Origin of the sequence: Bacillus cereus group sp. BfR-BA-01430, from assembly GCF_022663115.1 — a bacterium.
Lineage (GTDB): Bacteria > Bacillota > Bacilli > Bacillales > Bacillaceae_G > Bacillus_A > Bacillus_A cereus_BD.
In genome coordinates this window covers 763313-785402 of sequence record NZ_JAKUEW010000001.1, presented here as the reverse complement: position 1 = coordinate 785402, position 22090 = coordinate 763313, and the positions used below count along the sequence as shown (strand labels likewise).

Here is a 22090-nt window from a genome sequence, read left to right as displayed (position 1 = left end):
TTTATACTTAATTTAAATGATATTATTCTTTAATAGCCAATTACTGTCTGGAAACATCTTCACTGCTTTTTTCACTATCTCATTCATATTTCCTTCACTACTTTCTAGACTAAGTTTATAGAAACGGAAATCAGTTTTAAATCGCTCTATAGCTTGCAAGGCAATACGATTCGCTTCTTCTTTATTATTTTGGGCGATTAACCATTCAATAATATTCACATATCCTTGCTTCGAGATATGATTTTCATCTGATAACTGATAAAAATCCATTGCAATTTCTTCATATGCATTGTTATAAAATAAATCAGCAATTTTAGCATGAATTTGCTTTGGAAATAAATTTGAGTACGAAATGAGTTTTTCTACAAACTCTTCCTTTTGAAAACGTATTGCTTTCTCTAAGATTGGTAAATATTCAGCTTGTTTTATTTTTTTCACGTTTTTTGTTTTATTAAACAAATTGTAAAATACATGTTTAAATTTAGAATTTTCCAATACAGTTTGAACATGTGCGTCTTTTGTCATTGCATATAGTACAATAAGGTCCGCTATATCAAATACTTCCATTTGTATACCATACATCAAAGTATCTATTGCAAATTGTAGCGGTTTTTCTGCAATAATCATATTTGCTTTCAATTGCAACGAACTAATAAGCAACTGTTGCTGATTTATAAAGTCATTCATAAGTAGTACTGCCACTTTTCCTAAACCTAGATCTAGTAACAGTTTTAGTACTTCGATACGAATATAATCTGATTTAATAATCTGACGGGTGCTTATAAAATCATATATTTCTTCTGGAGTATGATATTTGCTTAATAAGTTAATAATATTTACAATAATTTTAACGGATGAATTATTTTCATTTAGTGCTTCTACATAATGTTGTAAAGCTTGTTGGTGTTGTCTTTCTTGTGTATAGATTTCACCAAGCCTTACATGTGGAAAGAACGCTTTTGAACCAACATTAAAAATCGTATTTATATATACTCCGTTATTAGAAATAATGTACATATATACTTCTTTCGCATCATCAAAACGTTTTTGTTTAAAATAAATCTCACCTTTCCAAAATGGAAAGTCCGGTGCTGTAGGCAATATTTCTTCTGCATCATTAATAATTACGATTGCTTCCTCATAACGTTTTAATTCTACTAACATCTCAACAATAAAATATAAACATCTACTTACCCATTCTTTATAAACATCTTCTTTATTCTGATAAGCCTTTATAAATGACTCTAATGCTTCTTTTGTTTTTCCTAAGCTTCTAAGCTCTTGTCCGTAGTTAAAATAAGTAAAACCATCACTGCTATTAGATTTCAATTCTTTCTTTAGAATATCCATATTTCTCTTTCGCTTATTTTTCTTCTTGACTACATTTAGTAAATATCCATAATGATAAAGTTTTAATGTTGAAAAGGCTAATTCTTGTCGTCTTTCTCCTTTTTTTACAATTTGTTCATGAATGGCTCCCGAAAAATAAAATTCTCCGTTATTTTTGTAAATTCTCTCCATATGATTCGTGGATAGACTCTCTCCATATTCATCTGAGAAACTATTAATTTCAACTGCATACACATCAAATTTATTATCATGCGATTTGATTTCCTCTATTGCAGCAGCAAGATTCTCTGGATCTACACATTCATCCGCATCAATTGCAAGAATCCATTCACCACTTGCTTTAGAGGCTGCAAAATTACGTGCTTCCGCAAAATCATTTGTCCATTCAAAGTCATATACTTTATTTGTAAATTCTTTTGCAATTTCTTTTGTAGTATCTGTTGAACCTGTATCAACTACAACAATTTCATCCACCCCACCTTGCAGGGATTCTAAACATTTTCGTAACATATCTTCTTCATTCTTTACGATTAAACATGCTGATATAAATGGTTTCATACTATTTTTAAAACTCCTTTATTTATAAGAATATATCATCCTATAATCATTATATTATTATTTTACATGTTTTTTAATATTTTTTTATAAAATACAAAAACTTAATAATATGGTATTTAAATTCCAATAAAAATTTTCTATACTTAAACATAAAGGGGGTGTACAAAAACATGAAAGTTGGAACAAATATACAAGTTCTACATATGCTAAATCAAAACGAAACATATAGGAATCAGACAGCGGAACATTTTACAACCAGAAAACGAATGAATCCTACTACTGACTATGATGACGAGCTTGCTCTTACAACAAGAATGCACGTGAGAAATCCCAAATTGCATATAGCAATTCGCAATAATGAAAATGCTATTTCGTTATTGCGCAAGATGGAAACTTCTTTACAAACCATTAACCGTATATTAATACGAATGCGTGATATTGCTGTACAAACAGTCAGCGGTATAAATTCTAGTGTCAATCAAAATACTCTAGACAAAGAGTTTCGAGAGCTTATAAAACAAATTAGCTATATAAGTAATACAAATTCTTCAAGTGATATTCTATCATATAAATATGAAGATAACATAAAAATCGTAGTTAATGATTTTGGTAATACTATTAATCTTTTATCTTCTTCATTACAAAAACGTCAACAAATTAATAATTCTTCTTCTAAACCAACTAACATCATAGCTTCAACCGCTATCAATAAAATAGATTTAGCTTTACAAACTATCTCACTCTATCAAGAAGATATCAAGACGCTTGTAAAGCGCTTATACTTTAATATTGAACGTTTAACTAATCATACAACCACTATGGTCGATGCTACTCCTCATATGAAAGATGCCGATATAGTGAAAGAAATGAGCGAGTTTGTAAAAGATAAGCTGCTAACAGAAATCACATTAAGTACGGTTTCACAAGCAAATCAAGTACCACAAATGATATTAAAGTTACTACAATTATAATTTGATATACCCTTTTATGATTGAAAAAATTCCATACAAAACAAAAGGGAAATACATATCTGGTTATGTATCTCCCTTTTGTTTTGTACCCAAATTTTTATTGTGTTACTGTCATCACTTGTCCATTGCGGTCAATCATAATCTTCATTTTACTATCTTGCGCATTGTACAATCCTAATTTATGTAAATCTTGTTTACATACATCTACAAAATACGGGAGCGAACGAATTTGATCAATATCAGAACTCGTAATGAAATGAATCAAATGATGTGTGATTTCTTTCACATCTGTAATTAATTCTTCTTTTTCGCGATTTAACCGCTCATTTTCCTTTCGTAAGAACTCAAGTTCACCTTCTAGATCATTCGTATCAGTTTCTTCTTTCACACGCCCTGCGGCTATGCTAGACAACTTATAAATCCCTTCCATAAACTGATGGAGTTCATACTCTTTTTTCTCACTATGCTCGCTAATCGTTTCAAAATTATCGACAATTCCTGAAAGTACTGTAACAAGGTTATACTCCGTCCCTACTTTTGAAATATCTGTACTAGCTATTGCTCTTCGCTCTTGTTTCCACTCTGGGGTCGTTTCTTTCACCGTTACATATTTACGTTTACGTCCTGGCTTTTGTTTTTTTATATTTTCAAACGGTATTTCTTCTTTTTTTAATTTATAATATGTATTTTGTAATTGACTCTCCGTTTTTTGAAAAAGATTCAATTCTTTTTTACTAATATACTTTGAAATGTTAGCAATGTTTAAATCATGACGTTGACAAAATTGATACACTGCATATAATAACTCGAGTTCAGACTTTAACCATGTGATATTTGATTTTTCATATGCTGACATCCCACCATTTTTTTCAATATCTATTTGAAATAATACCATTCTATTATATAAATCAACTAGCTCTTCATACCCAACTTGAAATTGTTTTTCGATTTTCTTAAATTCTGATTCTAAATATGTATCATTTTTCTTATCATTTGACATGTTTTGTAAAAGACTTAATACATTAATCGCTTTGTGGTGATACATAGTTTGTGTCACTCCCCCCTCATTCTTTCACAATATTCATGTTATTTCTGTCTTTCTAGAAATTAGAAAGTTTTTCACATCCACATTATACCATTTCTAAATTATCTGTCAAATAATAAACAGACAAAAATGTATAAAAAATATCGAAATGAAATAAAACATATTTTTTTATTGTTAGATGTTTTATTAAACTCGAAATATCTTTTTCTTATTTATACAGAGGAAACCTTTCCCTGTAAATTATATAATACAACTCTTACAACTTCACCGAAAAAATTTTGCGGCTTTACGAAGTAAGAAGATGCTATTCCTTCATAAGATATATCATATTTTCCTATTTTTACTTTTTCTCTTTTCACTTCAAACATAAAAGTCATATTTTATTACTCTATGTAATAAAACCTCCCAGCTTAATATTCAAGAAGAATATTGGACTGGGAGGTTACAATTAGGTGAATATATACTCTTTTTTCATAGAAGGGTTATTTTATAAAACAAGCTTATCAACTAAACCGATCAATTCTTGAATATCTGGTTTACTTACTTGTGCATTTGCTCCAACAGATTCACCTTTATGGTATAGTTCATTTGTAATAAGAGAAGAGAAGATAACGACTGGTAATTTGTTCATTACTTCATGATCTTTGATTACTTTTGTTAAATGATGTCCATCCATTTTTGGCATTTCAATATCTGTAATAAGCAAATGAATATGCTCAAACATTTTTTCTCCTTGTTCCTTCGCCAACTTTTCAATTTGCGCTAAAGCTTCTGCACCATTACTGAAGAAATTCATTTTTGTATATCCTGCTGCTGATAACGTTTCTTCTAAGATTTGACGAAGCATTGCTGAATCTTCCGCAATGTAGATAACTTTTTCAGCACGATCTGTTTTTTGTTCTAGTCCTGAAAGTTTATTTGCTTCATAGCCAGTATTACTAATTTCACAAACAATTTTTTCATAATCTAATAATAAAATAATTTTCCCATCCAATTTTACAATTCCAGATGTTGTTTCTTCAAGCCCCATTGATAAAGATGATGGCTCATCAATTTGTTCCCAAGAAATGCGCTGAATACGGTGCACTTCATCTACTCGGAAAATAACTTTCATTTGATTGAGTTCTGAAATAATAAACTTTGTTTGATCCAATGGTTTTGTAGATTTTAAATTTAACGCTGTCGCAAGATTAATAACCGGTAAGATTTCACCACGTACTTGCACAACACCTTCAACCGCATGATGAGATTCTGGCACAGATGTGACAGGAAATGGATTAATAATTTCGCGCACTTTCATTACGTTAATGCTAAATAAATTTTCGCCAACAGTATATGTAACGATTTCTAATTCATTTGTTCCGCTTTCTAATAAAATACTTTGCGCTTGTGACATATAGGTGTCGCTCCCCTTCCAATATTCCTTATATTCATTTATTAAATTTACAAATAAACAAAAGTCATCTATCTAACAAAAATGACAGATAGATGGCTCATGAACCTATTCTTGTATAAATGAAGCTAACGCCTCTAATAATACTTCTTGCGCCTCTACAATTTCCGACGGAAGTGACTCCCATTTTTTCGCAAGTTCTGTTTCCACTTTCATTCGTAAAGATGGTTCCATTGCTGCTAATACATATTCTTTTGTTGCAATATCTACATCAAGAAGAGAAAGTACATAGAGTTCAGGGTCATTTATCTTTTGGAATAGTTTCTTTAATATAGCAGGTGCAACATGTTTTAATTTTTCAATATGAATTTCTCTATTTGAAAATAATAATTCATATTGAATAAACGTTACATTCTCTTTTATTACTTTAAAATAACAGTTGTTCTTCTTATCATTAACAAAGTAACCGTTAGGATCAGCAATAATACTCTCAACCTTTCGAATTAAATCGGGTAAGCTATTTGCTGACATAATCGTACGTTGTTCCATTTCACTCGGTGAAATGAATGTAACTCGATATTTATTTTGTACCATATGATATGCTCCTTTCAGTCTCATTTAAGAAGCAGCTAGTAGTTCAATGTTATTGAACCAAAATGCCAATTGTTGTTCTGTAATACTTGACAGATTAATAAAAAATTCCCGGCACTTCATCACATCTGTAAAAGCTTGATACTTCCAATTGTTTTCACTATAAATACCTACAAAATAAAATTCATGAATTCTCCCAATAACAGCTTGTCTTTCTCCGAATGTATAAGGCGGAATTTTCTTTATTTCAAATTGATCCGGCAAATAGCGATGTTCTTCTTGTTCTATTTTTATAATTTGTTTTGCAAGTTCTGGCTTATCTTGAAAAAAAGGTAATTGCAAAATTCGTTCTTGTCTTGTCATAATCCGAAAAAACCCTTTCCATCTATCAGATAAACATGTAGCAACTATCAAAGTTACTACATGTTTCTACCCTGTATTATCGAATTAAATTTACAACTTCGTTTAATACGTCATCCGACACTTTAATTACCTTTGCATTTCCTTGGAACCCACGTTGATATAGCATTAAATCAACAAATTCAACAGATAAGTCAACGTTAGAACCTTCTTGTGCACCACCTATTATTTTTCCAGCACCATTTTGTTCAGCAACACCTATAAATGGATCACCTGCAGATGCTGTTGGAACATAGTTACCATTTCCTACTTTCATTAAACCATCTTGATTTTTGAATGTCGCTACTGCTAACTGAGAAACAGCCCGAGTACTATTATCTGAATAAGTTACCATTACATAACCATTATCAGAAATCTTATAATCCATTGCTACTGCTGCTGCCCTACCATTTACATCTTTATGATCCAATGTATCTTTCGTTGGCAAATTTGTAAGCTGGCTTAAATTTAACTTGAAAGTGTCCCCACCAAATGGAATATCTACTTGTCCTCCTTTTATAACCTCTTTTGTCACTGGATCACGTACAACAGCTTCATCAGTTCTTGTTAATTTACCAGTAATAGAATCAAATTCAAGAGTTTTCGTTAAAGTTGGTTTTTTCTCTCCAGGTGCTTTATCATCCGCAATTGGAGTAAATTCTTTTTCATTTTTTGAGTTATTACGTGTTAACACAGTATACTTGTACTTGCCTGGAACTGGCTTTTCTACCTTTTCTGGTTTTATCGGATTGCCTTTATCATCTTTTGGCAATATTGGTTTACCATCAGCACCTATCGGTAAGTCTGGATCTACGAGTTCCGTAACTTGTTCAATCTGTACACGCATAGTAATGTTATCCCCAGATTTATTAAATACCGGAAAATCATGTATAATCTTCTTATTATCCCTAGAAAGGTTACCTATCAATGAACCTTTACTGGATACTTCTCCGTCAATTGCTGAACCTAATGGAATTGAGATTGGACCTGCCGGATGTGAAGTGTCTGGCTTCCCATCTTCGTCTAGCTTGTAAGCTAATACATACTGACCTTCTCCATTGACAATATAATTATTTTCAGATTTACCAAATGTTCCTTTACGTGTATATTGAACACCATTTCCTTGAGAATCACCTACGACAAAAAAGCCATTCCCTTCTATTGCAACTTGGCCATTTATACCTGTCATTGTAATGGAACCGCCATTGTAATCTGTGGATGTTCCACTAAATTTCACACCATTACCGATACTTTTTGGATTTGTCCCAGCCTTTGCGTCATCACCTTTAGCACCTACTGTATTGTTATATAATAAGTCATCAAACACAGCTTTTTGTTTTTTATATCCTACCGTTTGTGCATTGGCAATGTTATTAGATGTAACACTTAATGCGTTTTGCATTGCATTCATACCTGAAATACTTGTATATAATGATTTAATCATTTATTTTACACTCCTTATGCTTATTTATATAATTACTTAGTTTCTGTCTTCATATCTTCTTTTTGTTTTGGTTTCTCAATTGTCTCTATCTCTTTATCTGATACATTCGTCACATATTTCATCAATACAATTTTATCCCCTACAACAAGTTGAACTTCATTGTTCGCAGCTAATCGTACGGCATCTACCTTTCCAGATATTTGGTTTCCATCAGTAGATGGTCCTAATATATACTTACCTAGAAACTTCATCCCGCCATCTAGCGCTGTTGTATTAACGGTATCTTTTAGAGCATTTACTGCTTTTGTCATATTTTGCACCTGCTCCATTAGAGACATTTGCGACATTTGATTCATCATTTGATCCATATCCATTGCATTAAATGGGTCTTGATATTGCAAACTTGTTAAAAAAAGCTTTAAAAAATCATCTTTCCCCATAACACCAGGTGTTTTTTGCTCATCTGCTTTTGTTGTGGCTCCTGCTTTCGTTTGAGCTTGTGTTTGAGTCGTTTGCATATGGTTCATATTTGTTGCATTTAATCCAACACTCGGCACTTTTTATCCCTCCAATAAACCAGCAAAATCTTCTTCTGTATGTTTTGCTTTTTTCATTACAACTTTTCTTTGTTTCTGTGCTTGCTCACGCTCTTGTTGTTGGCGCTGTTGATCCCTATTTGCATAACTTAATTCAATATGAATCTCTTTCTCTTTCAATTTGAACTTTAATTCATCAAAAATCATTTCAACTCTTTTTTTCGCATCTTGTTTATCCATTTCGATATGCACTTGAATATGACTGCCTTGTTTTTTCATATATACGGTTAATGTTCCGAGTTTTTCAGGATTTAATTGAAATAATACTCTTTCTTGCTTGACAATAAATTTCTGTAACGCCTCTACTTTCGCCTCCATTTTATTTCCTAAATCTGAAAGTGAAACTTTTGGCATTTTTAATTGCGCGTCACCTTTTTTTACAACCGCATCATTTCCAGCAAGAATGGAATTTATATTCGATTCTCCAGTTGATTTGTTCTTTATAGAATCTTCCTTACTTTCTAAATTCTCTTCTAACCCATCAAGAGCTTCCTTTTGAACCTTTTCTTTATCTTCTGTATTAGCCAATGCTTCTTTTAACATGTCGTTTTTTTCCATTTGTTGATTTTCAAAGTCTGCTTGATTCATTGGTGAGCCGAGAGCACTTACTTTCGTTATATCGCATGATTCTTTTTGAATAGATTCAAAAGAGCATAACATATTTTCTAATGAAGTTACTTTCTCTAGCATCATTTGAATTGTATCTTCTAAACATATAACATTTTCAATATTAAAGTCTTTTAAAAACGCCTGTAGTTGTTGAATCTCTTTTGCTGGTAACTCATCTATCTTTATATTTCCATGTTTTTTATATAACTCTTGTATTTTTTGTATGTATTGATATAACAATTCTGGTTGCATACGTAACTGTTCCATTGCCAGTGCTTGGTCAGAAATTTCCAATAGCAATTTTTCCATCTTTTGTTTCTCTTCTATTTTCTCCTTAAGTGTAAAGGGAGCTTCTATGTTATCGTTTTCCATTCGGTAAATATCGGATACCGCAACCTGTGTTTGTGATACAGTCTCCTCTTTTGTTTCCTTAAGTTTCTCTTCTGTTTTATTATCAGTTAGTGACTCTTCATTCATTTTAGTTAAAAATGAAAAATCTTCATCTTTCAACTTCAATCCTACCTGTTTTTCATTTTGCAGAGGCGAGCGAAGCTGCACTGGAAGTACAGGATTAATCATAAAATTCACCTCATCCATTCATGCACATTTTTAAATCAAGAAGCATTTTTTCTTCTAATTTCTCCTGCTCTTTTGTGAGTTTTTTACAATCTTCTTGATACATTTCATCAATTACACGTTCTTTTTCTTTTATTTGTTCTAAAAAAACTTCATTTTTCTTAATAAATCCAGCTATTTTTTGTATTTTCCGATTCCATTCTTCTATTCTTTCAGGCGAAAACGTATGAGAAGAAAGCATACCAACCATAATTCGTTTTCCATTTTGTGCTATTTTACTACGCGACTGAAAAACATGTAAATCATATTCTTTTTGTTGCTCTAGTTTCTTTTTTTCAGAAGTCAATTTGTATACTTCTTTTAAAATCTGTTCTTTTTCTTGATTGATTTGCAATTTTATCGTATCATACTGCTGTTTATTCACCTATTTTTATAACCCCTTTCTATTATAACGCTCTCTTTTTCTATTATATAGTTTTTTTCAAAAAAAATCTGTGAAATATTAAAAACAAAAATAAGACCTCATACGCGAGGCCCTTATACAATATGATGCATCGCTTGAACAATATCCTCAAAGTGATAACAATCTGTCCGGCCTTGCTTTAAAAATGTATTTATACCATCTATTTTATTCTTGCACTCAAAAATATAAGCATTCTCTTCGTTTTCTTGAATCGTTCCTAATTTAAAATACAATTCATTTTCTTTATAAATAGATAACATTTTTCTTATTTCATTTGCAAGCTTCCAATGATCTGGCGTTACGATTTCTTCCATAATACGGCTCACTGAATCTAACACAGAAATAGCTGGGTAGTGACTAAGCGTTGCCAGTTCACGCGTTAATACAATATGACCATCTAAAATCCCACGAGCTAAATCTGGTACTGGACCATTTAAATCATCACCATCAACAAGAACAGTATATATACCTGTTATAGACCCTTTTTTTGTTTTTCCAGAACGCTCAAGTAGTTTTTTCATATAACTTTCCATAAGGAGTGTTTTCCCACCAATTGGCAACTCTTTGACTGCAATATCGACACTTCGTCTTGCATCAGCAAAACGCGTAACAGAATCCATCATAAGCAAAACATTATTCCCTTGGTCGCGGAAATATTCAGCAATTGATGTTGCTAGCTTCGCTGCACGAAGTTGCATCAGATGACTTTCATCAGAAGTCGCCACAACAACAACACTTTTTTTCATTCCTTCTTCTCCAAGTTCTTTACGAATAAAATCTTTCACTTCGCGACCACGTTCCCCTACTAAGCTAATCACATTAATATCAGCCTTCGCATTTTTCGCAATCATTCCAAGTAATGTTGATTTACCAACACCTGATCCCGCGAAAATACCAATTTTTTGACCAACTCCAATTGTTAACATTGCATCAATAGATTTAATTCCTGTTTCAAATACTTCGGTAATTTCTTCCCTTTCAAACGCATGGATAGGAGGTGCATCTAGTTTTACTTTTTGAAGCGGGATATTTTCACTCGGTTCATTTAAAATCTCACCATTCGCACTTAACACTTTCCCAAGTAAATGCTCTCCCCTAGGCACTGCAACGTCTTCCGCAATTAATGTAACAGAATCCCCATAGCATACCTTCTCAGTCTGTTCAAATGGAAGCAACATATTATTTTCTTTTTCAATTGCAATCACTTCACATAAAACGTGATGTTCCCCAACAAGGCAAACATCACCAATTTTAGCTTTTGGACCTTTCGAAATAAAGAACTGTTCCTGCACACTATGCACTTTTCCTGTTTTTATATAAAACGACGTTTCGATAAATGTATTCCACTTCTGATGTTGATTCATTAACATACTGTTCATACATTTGTCTCCTCAAATACCTTTTGTTCTTCCCACTTTTGACGAAGTTTTTCAAATATAGGCTTGAACTTAAATTCGAAAAACTCTTTTTCTTCCTCAATGACAAATTCACCAAATTGTAAGGAAAAATCATATTTCCATTCTACAAGCTCTAGAAGCCAATACTCTTTCGAATATTCTTTTTCTTCTTCGATGCGCTCAACAGTTTCTGGATGAACCGTTATAATTAGTTTTTCAAACGACGTTGGAAGTGTTTGAACAATTCCTTTTAAAATTGGAAGAATATCCAATTCTCTTGTATCTATCGCTTGATTCACAATTTTTTCAGCAAGCTGTAATGATTGATCCCATAGCAATTCTGCCCATTCATAGGCCGTTTCTTGCTGCTTCTCTTGAAATTGAGCATGCTCCATTTCCATTTGTTGCATGTGTTCCTCAACCTGTTTGTGGAATTGTTCTTTTTCCTTCAAAAATTGTTGTCTTTCTTCTTGAAATATTTGTTGCTCTTTTCTTAATTTGTTCATTTCAGTATGCAGCATTTCTTGCTGAGCAAGCAATGTTGCATGATCTATTTCTATTTCTGTTTCTATTTCTTCGTGTTCTGAATAAATTGGCTTTGGAAATTGTAATTCATACGTTTCCTCAGAAAAAGAAACAGAATTCTTAGGAATTCTGTTTTTAAATAAGGACATCATCTTCACCTCTTTGAATGACAATTCTTCCTTCTTTCTCTAGCTTTTTAACAGTGCCTGTAATAGTTTGCTGTGCTTTTTCTGCTTCAGTCATCTTAAGTGGTCCTAAACCATCTAATTCCTCAAGTATCATATCTCTACGGTTAGAAGACATACATGTAAATAATTTTTCCTTAATTTCTTCTTTAGCAATTTTTAGCGCCTTCGCAATGACACCATTATCAGTAATTTCTTCTAGGACACGACGGAGCGCAAGGTCATCGAGACCAAGCAAGTCTTCAAAGACAAACATGTTTTCTTTAATTTTCTCAGATAACTCATAATCCATTTCATCCAGCTTTTGAAAAACTGTTTTTTCCACACCGCGTGAAACATTGTTTAAAATGTTAACAATTGTTTTAAGTCCATCTGTCTTGTTAATAGCACTAAATGCCATATTATTTAATTTTGATTTTAATAGTTCACCAATTTTGCCGATTAACTCACTATCCACTTGCTCAAGTTTCGCAATACCCATTACTGTCTCCACACGCTTATGGTCTGGCAATCTTTCGATTAATTGTGAAGCAAGCTGCGGTTTAATATACGATGCAATAATAGCAATTGTTTGCGGCGATTCGTCATTTAGAACCGTTAGTAATGGCTCTAAATCTGTAAGTGAATTTAAAAACTCGAATGGATTGTCCTTGTTATACCAAAGATCTTCTAATAATTTTTCTAATTCTTCTTCCGGCATATTTTTAAATATGCGGCGAATATATTCTTTATCTGGCGTAACTAAGTTCAATTCTTTCACATTTAATTCATATAAAAATTGTCCTAATACATTTTCTAATGTTTCGGGTTTATACACATGAAATTTAGCAATTTCACGCAGTAATATTTCTTTTTCCTCTGCTGTCATATATTCAATGACTTTCGCTGCTACTTTTTCATCCAATGTCCGAATAAGAATCGCAGCTTTTTCTTTGGAGGAGATTTCATCTAGCATCATTTTTCCTCCCTTACTGTCCATTTAACCATTTTTTAATAACTTTTGCAGTGCCCTCTACATGCTCTTTCGCAGCATCTTGCACTTGTTCATCTAACGTTGGTTCTGTCGGTTCTGCCGGTTCTGCTGGTTCTAGTTTTTCTTCAGGAATTTCCATAATTGTTTCATCAGTAGCTGCTACTTCTTCCTCTGCCAATGATTCATATTCCTCTATTTCTTCTTCTTGTTTTCTCTTACGTCTTGCCAATAAATACCAAATCAAACCACCTAATGCAAGAAGTCCTCCCACAATTCCTCCGATTAACCACCAGTTGAAGCCATTCGGTTCTGGTTCTTTCGTTTTCTCTTCTTTTTGTTGATCAAATTGAACAGTAACAACATTCACTTGGCCATTTGTAAATTCTCCATTTGGATCGATTTGTAAACCTGCTGCTGTTCCAATTGCTTCCTTAAATGTCGTCATATCAATTCTTCGTTTTGTTAATGTATCGTTATCTACCCAAACAACAACATTTGTTTTTGTTAATTCTGGATGTTTTTTAATCGTCTCAACTGTTTTATCAATTTCATAGTTTTCAATTTTATTACCATTATTATTATCGTAAACAACTTTACCATTTTGATTATTATTTGTACCATAATTTGGAACTTCGCCATTTGCCGTAATACCCGCGCCTTGTTTTACGTCAGCGCCTTCTTGCGCCGTTGAACGTTCCTGTTGGTCTTGTCTACTACGAAGCACACCCTTATCACCATATTTCTCGGATTGACGTGTCACTTCATCATAATTAACACTAACTTTTGTATTAACCTTAAACTCATTCGATTTAAACATTGTCATTAATGTCGCATCAATATCTTGTTTCAGCTTGTTTTCAATTTGCTGTTGCATTTCTACTTCTTTTTCATAAGAAGACGAACTTGCATGTGTTGATGCATCCGCACCTTTTGAAACAATACCTTTTTTACTATCAATAACGCTAACTTCCTCTGGCTTTACTCCAGGAACTGCTGCGCTAATCATTTGCTGAATACCTGCAACTTGATCTTCAGTTAATAGCTGACCACGTTTTACCCCAACTGTAATCGCAGCCGTTCCTTTCGCCTTTTCTTCGTCAAAAATCGTTTCTTTTTCAGGTAACGTAATTTGAACATTAGCACTTTCAATTGTTGCAAAGTTTCTTACAATATCTTGTTCAAGTTGTTTCTTCGTACCGACAAGCTGTTTCATCTTCTTGTCTTGTTCACTAGATCCAAGAGAACTTTCTAATAAAATCTCTTCACCGCTTTTTGAATTAAACGGCAATCCCATTCCATTCATTTCTTTTCGAATCCAAGGAGCATCTTTTGTTGAAACTTTAATAGATCCATCATTAACTAACTGATAATCTACACCTAGCTTTGATAATTCTGCTGTAATTTCTTGCTTATCTGCATCATTTAAATTTTGATAGACAACAACATATTTATCTGGCAAGGTGAAATATAAAAGCGCTCCTGTTCCAATCGCTAAAATCGCAGCACCAATAACCATCTTATGCCATGTTTTTAGCGATTGGAAAACATTTTTTATCTTTTCCATTTAAACACACCCGTCCATTTTCCTAAATTTGCATATTAAGTAACTGCTTGTAGTTTTCAATCAGATTGTCACGTATAACAGCAGCTGTTTTCATTTGTGATTCTGCCTTTTTTTGCTGAATAAGGACATCATGCGTCTCTCCTACACCTTTCGTAAGCAAATCATATACTGCTGTTTGAGCGTTGTTTTGTGTTTGATTCATATCTTCCAATAATTCGATAAATCTCTTGCCCTCAATCACGGACGATTGCGAATTCTTAGGTGTACCAATTGATTGAATAGATCCAAATGGCTGTGTATTTAACATTGGTTCAATTTTCATATTCTCCCTCTTTCCTATTATCCTCTGCCGATTTCTAAATCTTTATCGAGCATTTTTTTATTTGCATTTAATACACTTGTATTGGCTTCATACATTTTTTGTGCAACCATAACATTTGTCATTTCAGCTGTCATATCAATATTTGGATAACGAACATACCCTTCTGCATTTGCATGTGGATGTGACGGGTTATAAACCAAATTTTCATTTGGATCTGATTCAATTCGTGTAATTTTCACTCCATCTTTTGGAGCTTCCTTGAGCATACTTGCAAAATTACGGTTTGATTCTAATACAACACTGCGACGACGATAAGGTTCCCCATCTGGTGCACTTGTTGTATTTGCATTGACAATATTATCAGAACTTACTTCCATCCACTTTCGTGCGGCAGTTAGTCCTGATCCACTTGCATTAATTGCCTGAAACATAGCTGTCTCTCCTTTTTTCTTAACGTCCTCTTGCTGCTTGATTAATTGTGTACTGTGTATTAATCGCATTGATTGAAATACCGTATAATTGATTTGTCTTTAGCAAATCTAGCATTTCTGTTGTTACATCAACGCTATTTCCATCTTTATTTACTTGCATCGATTTCTCTTGAATCTTTGCATATGTATTTTTTACATTTGCTGTTGGCAAATGCAATTTATTTGTTTGATATAAACTTGAATTCGTCTTTAAATCAGATGCATTTTTTTTATACAATTCATTACTCATTTGCATTTGTTCAGAAAATGTAACATCCTGTGCTTTATAACCTGGTGTATTCGCATTAGAAATATTATTAGAAATCGTATTTCTTTTTGTTACCAAATAGTTCATATAATGACCTACGTCACTAACTAAATCCGGCATATTCCACACCCTTTCTATCATTCTGAGCCAACCGTATTCATCCACTGATGGAAGTTTCACTTCATTCTTCACTCTCTTATATGTATTCATTTATTACAATAATACCTTACTATGCATCCTTCAATATTTTATGCCATTTTTCCAATATTGTCTTTAGAAAAATAAAAAAATGTAAAAAAATAATACAAAAAAACAAGATAAAAATTCCTTTTATACTAGTTCGTCGAATAAATTTCCTTTTCTGTTTATTTTAATAAAATGAAACCTCTATCAGCGGAATTCATCATTCACTAATGAACATATTACTCACATAAAGATTTCTCTTGCATGTTATGTGAGTAATATGTTTTCATTGCAAATATTAACCATGCACTTATCAATATTTCCCATAAAAAGCATTTGCTTTCATACGTCCATCATTTGACATAATCATTTCTTCTAATATTTTTTGTTTATCTCGAATATGTTGTGCAGCCTTAATAATATAAGGACTCACTTGTTCTGCTACTTGAGCACGCATTTCCTCATCTAACGTCATCATCCAGCGATTTAGCATTTCACTTTTTTCAGAGAATTCTTCCTCCGTTACATTTAGTTCCCCTATCTCATTAAAACAGCTAACAAAAGCTTGATAAATATCATTGTGCATTTTCCAACGCCCCACGATATCCATCTATTAAATCTTGTAATACTTTTACAATTGCATCAATATCTTTCGCCTCACGTGTTATTTTCATCATTTGAATTTGAGAGCTAATCCAATCATATAAACCGTAAAGGCTATCATATAAATCTTTTGTAATTTCCGGATTCAACTGTAGTTTTAGCTCTTCAAAAATACGTTCTAATTTTTCAAGGAGTATTTCTCCCTCTTGAATTTGAAAATCACTGAGCAATTGCTCTAATTTTTGAAACTCAACAATACATCTTTCATAAATGAAGATTGTATTTTTAATTGGATTACTTGTCATAATATCATTTTGCATATATCGTTGCCACGCTTGCATACTAACACTTCCTCAATTTTCATTAATCATCACTTTTTTGCTTTGTCATAGCTTTCATAGTTTTTAACTGCATATCAAGTAAAGCCAGTGTAGATTCTAACTTAGCATACTTATCAATAATAGATATTTGTTTCGTTTTATTAATTGTATCAATGTCACTAATTTTTTGATTTAATTTGCTTACTTGCTCATCAATACTTTTAGATCGCTTTCCAATAAAACCTTCATCACCAAATATCTTATCAAGCTTTTTCTCCATATTATGTCCTAAACCATTTAAACCAAAGAAAAATTGTTTTGTTGTTTCTGGATTTTCTTTAAATGCAGTTGCCAACTTCGCTTCATCTAATTTCATAATTCCTGTTTTATCAACTTCGATACCAAAAGAGAACGGAAATGTTTTATCTTGAGAATATGAAAAAAGACTTGTCATAGCATTTTGAATCGAAAATGCCACACTACTTCCTTGCAAAGCACCATTTTTACCTGCAAACAAATCTAAACTTGAAACAGCTTTATTATATTCATCTTTCATTTTTTTGATTAAATTAATAGAATCCTTTATATCAGAATCTTGAATTGTCAAAGTAATTGGTTCCGTTGTTTCTTTTTCTAAATTAATAGTCACACCGGGAAGAGTGCTAATTTTATTAGATTTACTAGTTCCAGCAATCCCATTTATTGTGTATTCCGCATCTGATGGTTTTGTAATCTCATTTGCGATCGCACCGGTACTATCTATTAATCCGATACTCTTTAAAAAGCCATTACTTCCATCAGTTAATTTTATTTCGCCATCTTTACCCTCTGTAGTTGATGTAAAAAATAAATGTCCCCCTAGAGAATATACAGACACACCATAGTTTCCATTATTAATTTTGTTAACTACATCTTTATACGTCATATCCTTTGTAACTGTAACATCTTTACTACCAATTTTAAATGTATCGTCTTTTCCAATTTTATCATCCAACTGAATTGTCCCTGTTGTATTTGTTGAATTCGCTGGAGCCGTAGTAATTTGATGTCTTTGTGCCACCTTTTCAACTGTAATCGTATATGTACCTGCAATTGCTGAAGCATCCGCTTGGGCCGTAAGAAATCCATCTTTAGAGGCTGCTGTTTTCTTTTCATTCCCTTTAAATGCAGATAAATCTTTAAAAATTTGATAAAAATTCCCAAATTCTTTTTTTACACTTGCATAAATAAGTTTCTCATTAGTGAGTGTTTGTTTCTGATTTGAATAAGGCGTTTTTTTCATTTCTAAAGCTTGCAGTTCTAAATTTACTAAATTAGAGGTATCAATTATGTTATTCCCTAAATTCCAAATCTGCTGTCTACCACCTACATTGGTGATTGTTCCTCCCATTTATATCCACTCCTTCTTATCATTACATGTAATCCAAAATACTAATTTTACTCATCGTACTTACTGATTTTAATGTCGCTTCATACGTTGCATTAATATAAGCTAAATTAGAAATTGCTACAGCTAAATCTACATCCTCGATTTCTTTTCGATTTTCTTGGAGCGCTAAGTTTTGTTCATTTAAAATTGTATTGAATGTATCCAACGTATTCATTACTGCACCTAATTCTGTTGTTTGATTCAACACCTTATCTAAATTTTGCTTATTTTCTTCTAGTAATGGCTCCAAGGATTTTTTATCACCATTTTGTAATGCATCTCCCATTTTCTTTAATGTTTGAATAGCTGAAGATAACAAGTTATCCCCTTTACGAAAAACTGTCACTTCATAGCCATCATTTAATTCCCATGTAACATTTTTATTTCCACCTTGATATGTACCATCTTCTGTAAAAGGTTGTTTTTCTACACTTTCCCCGCCAAAAAGATAGCGTCCTTGTTCTTTTGTATTAGCCAAATATACCACTTGCTTTAACAATTGATTAACTTCTGTACCTATCGCTTTCATTTCCTTTGGACCGTTCGTCCCATTTACAGCTTGTAGAACCAATTGATCGACTCTTGTTAAAGATTTCGTGATACCTTGTAACGCTGCTTCAGTTTGAGACAAAACATTTTTTGAATCTTTTAAATCTTTTTGCATCTGTTCAATATTTGCTAATGAATGTTCGATTGCAAATGATTTCCCCGCAGCAAGCGGATCATCACTCATATGTAAATTTTTCTTACCTGAAGTGACTTGGTTACGATGATATTGTTGCTGAACACTTAAACCCATCAGTTGGTTTTTAGCCCAATTTGCATTTTGAAATGTAGATACTCTCATAAAATCCCCTTCTTTATTGTTTAATTTTTATAAATTAATTAAATTTACCCTTATCGAATGATAGAAAATAAGCTATCAAATACTTCATTCATTGTTGAAATTGCCTTCGAATTGGCAACGAAATATTTCTGAAAGGCCATTAAGTTAACCATTTCTTCTTCCATATTAACGCCTTCCATACTCATTTTCTCTTGTTCAGTATCTGTGAATAAGTTTGTATGAATATCCTTATAGGCACTTGCTGCACTTTTATCTGATGCAATTCCAACAAGAAATTTATCTAATGCTTGTTTATAAGAAAGTCCATCTGTATATTCTTTATCTGAAATTCCTGCCAATTCTTTTGCTGTTTCAGTAGAAATTTTCATTTTTGAAACGTCATTTGCAAGTTTTGGATTTAAACGAATATTTTTGGCAATATCTCCAACAAAGAAATCTTTTTTCATAACTCCATTTACTTGATCTTTGATAGCAGACATTAATTCATTTAAAGAATCTTTATAGCCTTTAACATGCTTGTCCTTATTTCCAGTAATCTTTACTTTCATATCAATTGCAGATGAGATTTTCCCACTCTTTAATGGAATATCTGTTCCGGAAATTTGTACTGAAATCGGTTCTTTCTCCTTTTGTAATTGAAGTGGATACGTATCTTGTCCACTTACTGCTAATACACCAGAGATTCTAACACTCGCAATATTAGGATTTCCAGATTCGTAAGATACTTCTATATTAGCATATTGAGACATTTCTGTAATAATCCGATCTCGCTCGTCTAAGAGCTGATTCGGCACTTTCAAACCAGCCTCTCTAATATTTTCATTTGCTTTTGCTAAGCTTTCAGCAAGACGATTAAACTCGTCTACATGCCCTTGAATATCTGCTGATACTTGCATTTCCGCTTCTTCTAAATCTCTTCCAATGCGGTTTAACTGATTTGTAAATTTACCTGTTGCAGCAATAAGCGTATCATAATAATTTGCTTGTTCTGGATTTTTAGCTACTTCACGAAACGCATTAAAAAAACCATCCATCAAGCTAGACAATGAATTCGGCCCAGTTGTCCCTATAATAGACTCTATTCGTGATAAAGCATCGTCCATATACCCGTAGTAAGACAGCTGAGATAATTGCTCATTATATTGTTTTGTTTTAATTTCATCTGTAATACGATCTACACCCATTACCTGAACTCCATAACCAATTCGTTGTTCTGGTGTATTTCCATTATTCGCTCCCACAGATCCGTAGTTTACCGCTTGACGCACATATCCCGGTGTATGAATATTAGTAAGATTTTGTTGTGTTGTTTTCAACCCAACTTGTGCCGCTAACATGCCTGATAGCGGTGTATTATAATCAGATAATCTCATAATTTTTCACTTCTCCTTTACAATAGCTCATTCATAAAGATTTGTGAATTATGATTCTTTTCTTGATTGTATTCAGAAACAGAATCCACAATACTTTCTGTAGTTTTTAATAATATGTTTAAATAATATTGATTTTTCAACAGAATTGTTTTTACATTCCCTTCCAATTCTAGTAGTTTTTTTTGTAATTCTTCTGTTTTTTTAATTTCTTCTTCTGAAAAATACGAAAACAACGAATGCATTCGAAATGGTTCAACGCCATTTTCTTGACAACATTGAACAACGCTATCTTTGAAAGTAGTTGTTAGTTGTTTTACACCATCTATATATCGCAGTTGTTCCACTTGCAGTCGCTGTACTTCATTTATGTTTTTTTGTTTTAAATTCTCATATATCTGTTCTCCAAGCACACTAATATTCTCGTATGCCTTTTGAATGACAACGAGCTTCTCATATAACTGTATGTACATATAACTTCCTTCCTTTTTATAATACTAGATTCACAATTAAACCATGAATTTCTCCAATTTGGTTTAATATTTCTAAATGACCTGTTTTTGTATTAATTAAATTCATAACATCCTCTAATTCATTTAAGCCCGTTTCAGCTTGTTTCACGATTGTCATTTTTTGCGAATATCCATACCTTGGATGACGCGACATAACATCTTTGTACTGTAATACATGATCAACATAGAAATTCAAAAATGATTTCACTGTATTTTTATATTCCATTACATTATCAAGAGTTAACTCTAATTCAATTTTTTCTTTAATTTCTCCAATATTATCAACAAATGCTTCCATTTGCTCTAGCAACTTATCTTTCTTTGAATCCGCATGCAAATTCTCCGAAAAAGCAAGTCCAGTTCTCAAGTTTGCTTCTTTCGGCATTTGGTTTGCAGGTGGTATATGCGATAAAATTGGATTGTGCGAAATAGAACGTAGCATATCAATCACCTATACATTTATTTATTTTTTTATTTATTAATCGTAAAATCCGGTTATTTATAATTATACTCTGTATAACGATATTTTGCAGTTATTTTTTGCGGAAGTTATGTTACAATTTAGCATGAGGTGGCGCAAATCTATGAATATTTTTCTTTGTGGTTCAAATCAATTAACAGCATTAGATCGAAAAGAAATAAAAGCTTTTTTATTAGACTATGCTCACAAACATAAAATTCACATATTATGTTACAAATCTATTGAAAATGAAGTGCTTCATTTCTTTATAGAAAATGAACATTTGGCTCCAAACTTATGCCTGTACACATTGCAATCGCTACATTTACTAACAGATGAATTTCAAGAAGCGATCGATTATTTAAAAGCATACGGAGCACAATATATCACATTTGATTACCCTTATGATTCTATTTATCGCTCAGAGTATATGTCTTTTATCAAACAAATTGTGAAAGACAGTCAGTTAGTTCTCTGCTTTTACAATGGAGATAAACATACGTCTGTTATTCCTGTCGATATCGCAAAGGATGCGGGGGTTGATGCAGTGATTTATGATTTACCCGGATTACAGCAAAACCAAGTAAAAAAAAGCTTTGAACAAAAAATCCGCATGATGTAATACATCTAAAAAGGGGGAGGCACAATATATTGTATTGTGCCTATA

General features: G+C 32.4%; 26 protein-coding genes. 2 read left to right on the top strand and 24 right to left on the bottom strand.

Annotated features, from left to right (window positions below):
- Positions 1 to 12 precede the first annotated feature (12 nt).
- A complete protein-coding gene (locus MR058_RS04120) occupies positions 13 to 1908 on the bottom strand; it encodes a tetratricopeptide repeat-containing glycosyltransferase family 2 protein (protein WP_242142761.1) in 1896 nt (631 codons plus the stop codon).
- Positions 1909 to 2078: 170 nt separating this feature from the next.
- On the opposite strand from MR058_RS04120, the gene MR058_RS04115 reads away from it, so the two are divergent.
- Positions 2079 to 2879 (top strand): flagellin, encoded by an 801-nt coding sequence (locus MR058_RS04115; protein WP_242142760.1) that lies wholly within the window; start codon positions 2079 to 2081, stop codon positions 2877 to 2879.
- Between the two features lie 97 nt (positions 2880 to 2976).
- On the opposite strand, the gene MR058_RS04110 is transcribed toward MR058_RS04115, so the two are convergent.
- The 23 genes from MR058_RS04110 to MR058_RS04000 form a co-directional block, all read right to left on the bottom strand.
- Positions 2977 to 3924, bottom strand: coding sequence for a DNA-binding domain-containing protein (locus MR058_RS04110; protein ID WP_242142759.1), 948 nt, complete (start codon positions 3922 to 3924; stop codon positions 2977 to 2979).
- A gap of 212 nt (positions 3925 to 4136) precedes the next feature.
- Positions 4137 to 4292 carry a hypothetical protein gene (locus tag MR058_RS04105; RefSeq protein ID WP_242142758.1) on the bottom strand — a complete coding sequence of 52 codons (156 nt, stop codon included), beginning with the start codon at positions 4290 to 4292 and terminating at the stop codon, positions 4137 to 4139.
- Positions 4293 to 4411: 119 nt separating this feature from the next.
- Complete coding sequence (locus MR058_RS04100; RefSeq protein ID WP_242142757.1) at positions 4412 to 5320, bottom strand: chemotaxis protein; 909 nt, start codon at positions 5318 to 5320, stop codon at positions 4412 to 4414.
- Positions 5321 to 5425: 105 nt separating this feature from the next.
- Entirely contained in the window at positions 5426 to 5911 is a 486-nt protein-coding gene (locus MR058_RS04095) for a hypothetical protein (RefSeq protein WP_012093860.1), read from the bottom strand.
- A 24-nt stretch (positions 5912 to 5935) separates the two neighbouring features.
- Positions 5936 to 6271 carry a DUF3964 family protein gene (locus tag MR058_RS04090; protein WP_012093859.1) on the bottom strand — a complete coding sequence of 112 codons (336 nt, stop codon included), beginning with the start codon at positions 6269 to 6271 and terminating at the stop codon, positions 5936 to 5938.
- A 76-nt stretch (positions 6272 to 6347) separates the two neighbouring features.
- The gene (gene flgE / locus MR058_RS04085) at positions 6348 to 7751 is read right to left on the bottom strand and encodes a flagellar hook protein FlgE (protein WP_242142756.1); all 1404 of its coding nucleotides are present in this window, start codon (positions 7749 to 7751) and stop codon (positions 6348 to 6350) included.
- Positions 7752 to 7783: 32 nt separating this feature from the next.
- A complete protein-coding gene (locus tag MR058_RS04080; RefSeq protein WP_396021415.1) occupies positions 7784 to 8308 on the bottom strand; it encodes a flagellar hook capping FlgD N-terminal domain-containing protein in 525 nt (174 codons plus the stop codon).
- A 3-nt stretch (positions 8309 to 8311) separates the two neighbouring features.
- Positions 8312 to 9535 carry a flagellar hook-length control protein FliK gene (fliK, locus tag MR058_RS04075; RefSeq protein WP_313949154.1) on the bottom strand — a complete coding sequence of 408 codons (1224 nt, stop codon included), beginning with the start codon at positions 9533 to 9535 and terminating at the stop codon, positions 8312 to 8314.
- A gap of 10 nt (positions 9536 to 9545) precedes the next feature.
- Complete coding sequence (locus MR058_RS04070; RefSeq protein ID WP_242142754.1) at positions 9546 to 9956, bottom strand: cytoplasmic protein; 411 nt, start codon at positions 9954 to 9956, stop codon at positions 9546 to 9548.
- A 113-nt stretch (positions 9957 to 10069) separates the two neighbouring features.
- The gene (locus MR058_RS04065) at positions 10070 to 11374 is read right to left on the bottom strand and encodes a flagellar protein export ATPase FliI (protein ID WP_242142753.1); all 1305 of its coding nucleotides are present in this window, start codon (positions 11372 to 11374) and stop codon (positions 10070 to 10072) included.
- Positions 11371 to 12066, bottom strand: coding sequence for a FliH/SctL family protein (locus MR058_RS04060; protein ID WP_242142752.1), 696 nt, complete (start codon positions 12064 to 12066; stop codon positions 11371 to 11373). The genes MR058_RS04065 and MR058_RS04060 overlap by 4 nt, the downstream gene beginning before the upstream one ends.
- A complete protein-coding gene (gene fliG / locus MR058_RS04055; RefSeq protein ID WP_041809616.1) occupies positions 12053 to 13057 on the bottom strand; it encodes a flagellar motor switch protein FliG in 1005 nt (334 codons plus the stop codon). The genes MR058_RS04060 and fliG overlap by 14 nt, the downstream gene beginning before the upstream one ends.
- A gap of 13 nt (positions 13058 to 13070) precedes the next feature.
- Positions 13071 to 14639, bottom strand: a complete 1569-nt coding sequence (gene fliF / locus MR058_RS04050) for a flagellar basal-body MS-ring/collar protein FliF (protein ID WP_242142751.1) — start codon at positions 14637 to 14639, stop codon at positions 13071 to 13073.
- Positions 14640 to 14661: 22 nt separating this feature from the next.
- Positions 14662 to 14961 carry a flagellar hook-basal body complex protein FliE gene (gene fliE / locus MR058_RS04045; RefSeq protein WP_012093850.1) on the bottom strand — a complete coding sequence of 100 codons (300 nt, stop codon included), beginning with the start codon at positions 14959 to 14961 and terminating at the stop codon, positions 14662 to 14664.
- A gap of 17 nt (positions 14962 to 14978) precedes the next feature.
- Entirely contained in the window at positions 14979 to 15392 is a 414-nt protein-coding gene (flgC, locus tag MR058_RS04040; protein WP_242142750.1) for a flagellar basal body rod protein FlgC, read from the bottom strand.
- Between the two features lie 19 nt (positions 15393 to 15411).
- Complete coding sequence (flgB, locus tag MR058_RS04035; protein ID WP_049759297.1) at positions 15412 to 15840, bottom strand: flagellar basal body rod protein FlgB; 429 nt, start codon at positions 15838 to 15840, stop codon at positions 15412 to 15414.
- A 355-nt stretch (positions 15841 to 16195) separates the two neighbouring features.
- Positions 16196 to 16468 (bottom strand): hypothetical protein, encoded by a 273-nt coding sequence (locus tag MR058_RS04030; protein WP_012093847.1) that lies wholly within the window; start codon positions 16466 to 16468, stop codon positions 16196 to 16198.
- Positions 16458 to 16826 carry a flagellar export chaperone FliS gene (locus MR058_RS04025; RefSeq protein ID WP_012093846.1) on the bottom strand — a complete coding sequence of 123 codons (369 nt, stop codon included), beginning with the start codon at positions 16824 to 16826 and terminating at the stop codon, positions 16458 to 16460. The genes MR058_RS04030 and MR058_RS04025 overlap by 11 nt, the downstream gene beginning before the upstream one ends.
- Before the next feature lie 22 nt (positions 16827 to 16848).
- On the bottom strand, positions 16849 to 18195 hold the full coding sequence (locus MR058_RS04020; RefSeq protein ID WP_242142749.1) for a flagellar hook-associated protein 2: 1347 nt from the start codon (positions 18193 to 18195) through the stop codon (positions 16849 to 16851).
- Positions 18196 to 18217: 22 nt separating this feature from the next.
- A complete protein-coding gene (locus MR058_RS04015) occupies positions 18218 to 19081 on the bottom strand; it encodes a flagellar hook-associated protein 3 (protein WP_242142748.1) in 864 nt (287 codons plus the stop codon).
- Positions 19082 to 19131: 50 nt separating this feature from the next.
- Positions 19132 to 20454, bottom strand: a complete 1323-nt coding sequence (gene flgK / locus MR058_RS04010; protein WP_242142747.1) for a flagellar hook-associated protein FlgK — start codon at positions 20452 to 20454, stop codon at positions 19132 to 19134.
- A 17-nt stretch (positions 20455 to 20471) separates the two neighbouring features.
- Positions 20472 to 20924: a hypothetical protein gene (locus MR058_RS04005; RefSeq protein WP_242142746.1), complete on the bottom strand. Its 453-nt coding sequence runs from the start codon at positions 20922 to 20924 to the stop codon at positions 20472 to 20474.
- Between the two features lie 16 nt (positions 20925 to 20940).
- Positions 20941 to 21405, bottom strand: coding sequence for a YaaR family protein (locus MR058_RS04000; RefSeq protein ID WP_012093841.1), 465 nt, complete (start codon positions 21403 to 21405; stop codon positions 20941 to 20943).
- Positions 21406 to 21547: 142 nt separating this feature from the next.
- On the opposite strand from MR058_RS04000, the gene MR058_RS03995 reads away from it, so the two are divergent.
- Positions 21548 to 22045, top strand: coding sequence for a flagellar motor switch protein FliG (locus MR058_RS03995; RefSeq protein WP_242142745.1), 498 nt, complete (start codon positions 21548 to 21550; stop codon positions 22043 to 22045).
- Positions 22046 to 22090: the final 45 nt, after the last annotated feature.

What these genes read in the sequence shown, in the direction of transcription:
- MR058_RS04120 (WP_242142761.1), bottom strand. Translation starts at nt 1,908, where the DNA reads ATGAAACCATTTATATCAGCATGTTTAATCGTAAAGAATGAAGAAGAT.
- MR058_RS04115 (WP_242142760.1), top strand. Translation starts at nt 2,079, where the DNA reads ATGAAAGTTGGAACAAATATACAAGTTCTACATATGCTAAATCAAAAC.
- MR058_RS04110 (WP_242142759.1), bottom strand. Translation starts at nt 3,924, where the DNA reads ATGTATCACCACAAAGCGATTAATGTATTAAGTCTTTTACAAAACATG.
- MR058_RS04105 (WP_242142758.1), bottom strand. Translation starts at nt 4,292, where the DNA reads ATGTTTGAAGTGAAAAGAGAAAAAGTAAAAATAGGAAAATATGATATA.
- MR058_RS04100 (WP_242142757.1), bottom strand. Translation starts at nt 5,320, where the DNA reads ATGTCACAAGCGCAAAGTATTTTATTAGAAAGCGGAACAAATGAATTA.
- MR058_RS04095 (WP_012093860.1), bottom strand. Translation starts at nt 5,911, where the DNA reads ATGGTACAAAATAAATATCGAGTTACATTCATTTCACCGAGTGAAATG.
- MR058_RS04090 (WP_012093859.1), bottom strand. Translation starts at nt 6,271, where the DNA reads ATGACAAGACAAGAACGAATTTTGCAATTACCTTTTTTTCAAGATAAG.
- flgE (WP_242142756.1), bottom strand. Translation starts at nt 7,751, where the DNA reads ATGATTAAATCATTATATACAAGTATTTCAGGTATGAATGCAATGCAA.
- fliK (WP_313949154.1), bottom strand. Translation starts at nt 9,535, where the DNA reads ATGATTAATCCTGTACTTCCAGTGCAGCTTCGCTCGCCTCTGCAAAAT.
- MR058_RS04065 (WP_242142753.1), bottom strand. Translation starts at nt 11,374, where the DNA reads ATGAACAGTATGTTAATGAATCAACATCAGAAGTGGAATACATTTATC.
- MR058_RS04060 (WP_242142752.1), bottom strand. Translation starts at nt 12,066, where the DNA reads ATGTCCTTATTTAAAAACAGAATTCCTAAGAATTCTGTTTCTTTTTCT.
- fliG (WP_041809616.1), bottom strand. Translation starts at nt 13,057, where the DNA reads ATGCTAGATGAAATCTCCTCCAAAGAAAAAGCTGCGATTCTTATTCGG.
- fliF (WP_242142751.1), bottom strand. Translation starts at nt 14,639, where the DNA reads ATGGAAAAGATAAAAAATGTTTTCCAATCGCTAAAAACATGGCATAAG.
- fliE (WP_012093850.1), bottom strand. Translation starts at nt 14,961, where the DNA reads ATGAAAATTGAACCAATGTTAAATACACAGCCATTTGGATCTATTCAA.
- flgC (WP_242142750.1), bottom strand. Translation starts at nt 15,392, where the DNA reads ATGTTTCAGGCAATTAATGCAAGTGGATCAGGACTAACTGCCGCACGA.
- flgB (WP_049759297.1), bottom strand. Translation starts at nt 15,840, where the DNA reads ATGATAGAAAGGGTGTGGAATATGCCGGATTTAGTTAGTGACGTAGGT.
- MR058_RS04030 (WP_012093847.1), bottom strand. Translation starts at nt 16,468, where the DNA reads ATGCACAATGATATTTATCAAGCTTTTGTTAGCTGTTTTAATGAGATA.
- MR058_RS04025 (WP_012093846.1), bottom strand. Translation starts at nt 16,826, where the DNA reads ATGCAAGCGTGGCAACGATATATGCAAAATGATATTATGACAAGTAAT.
- MR058_RS04020 (WP_242142749.1), bottom strand. Translation starts at nt 18,195, where the DNA reads ATGGGAGGAACAATCACCAATGTAGGTGGTAGACAGCAGATTTGGAAT.
- MR058_RS04015 (WP_242142748.1), bottom strand. Translation starts at nt 19,081, where the DNA reads ATGAGAGTATCTACATTTCAAAATGCAAATTGGGCTAAAAACCAACTG.
- flgK (WP_242142747.1), bottom strand. Translation starts at nt 20,454, where the DNA reads ATGAGATTATCTGATTATAATACACCGCTATCAGGCATGTTAGCGGCA.
- MR058_RS04005 (WP_242142746.1), bottom strand. Translation starts at nt 20,924, where the DNA reads ATGTACATACAGTTATATGAGAAGCTCGTTGTCATTCAAAAGGCATAC.
- MR058_RS04000 (WP_012093841.1), bottom strand. Translation starts at nt 21,405, where the DNA reads ATGCTACGTTCTATTTCGCACAATCCAATTTTATCGCATATACCACCT.
- MR058_RS03995 (WP_242142745.1), top strand. Translation starts at nt 21,548, where the DNA reads ATGAATATTTTTCTTTGTGGTTCAAATCAATTAACAGCATTAGATCGA.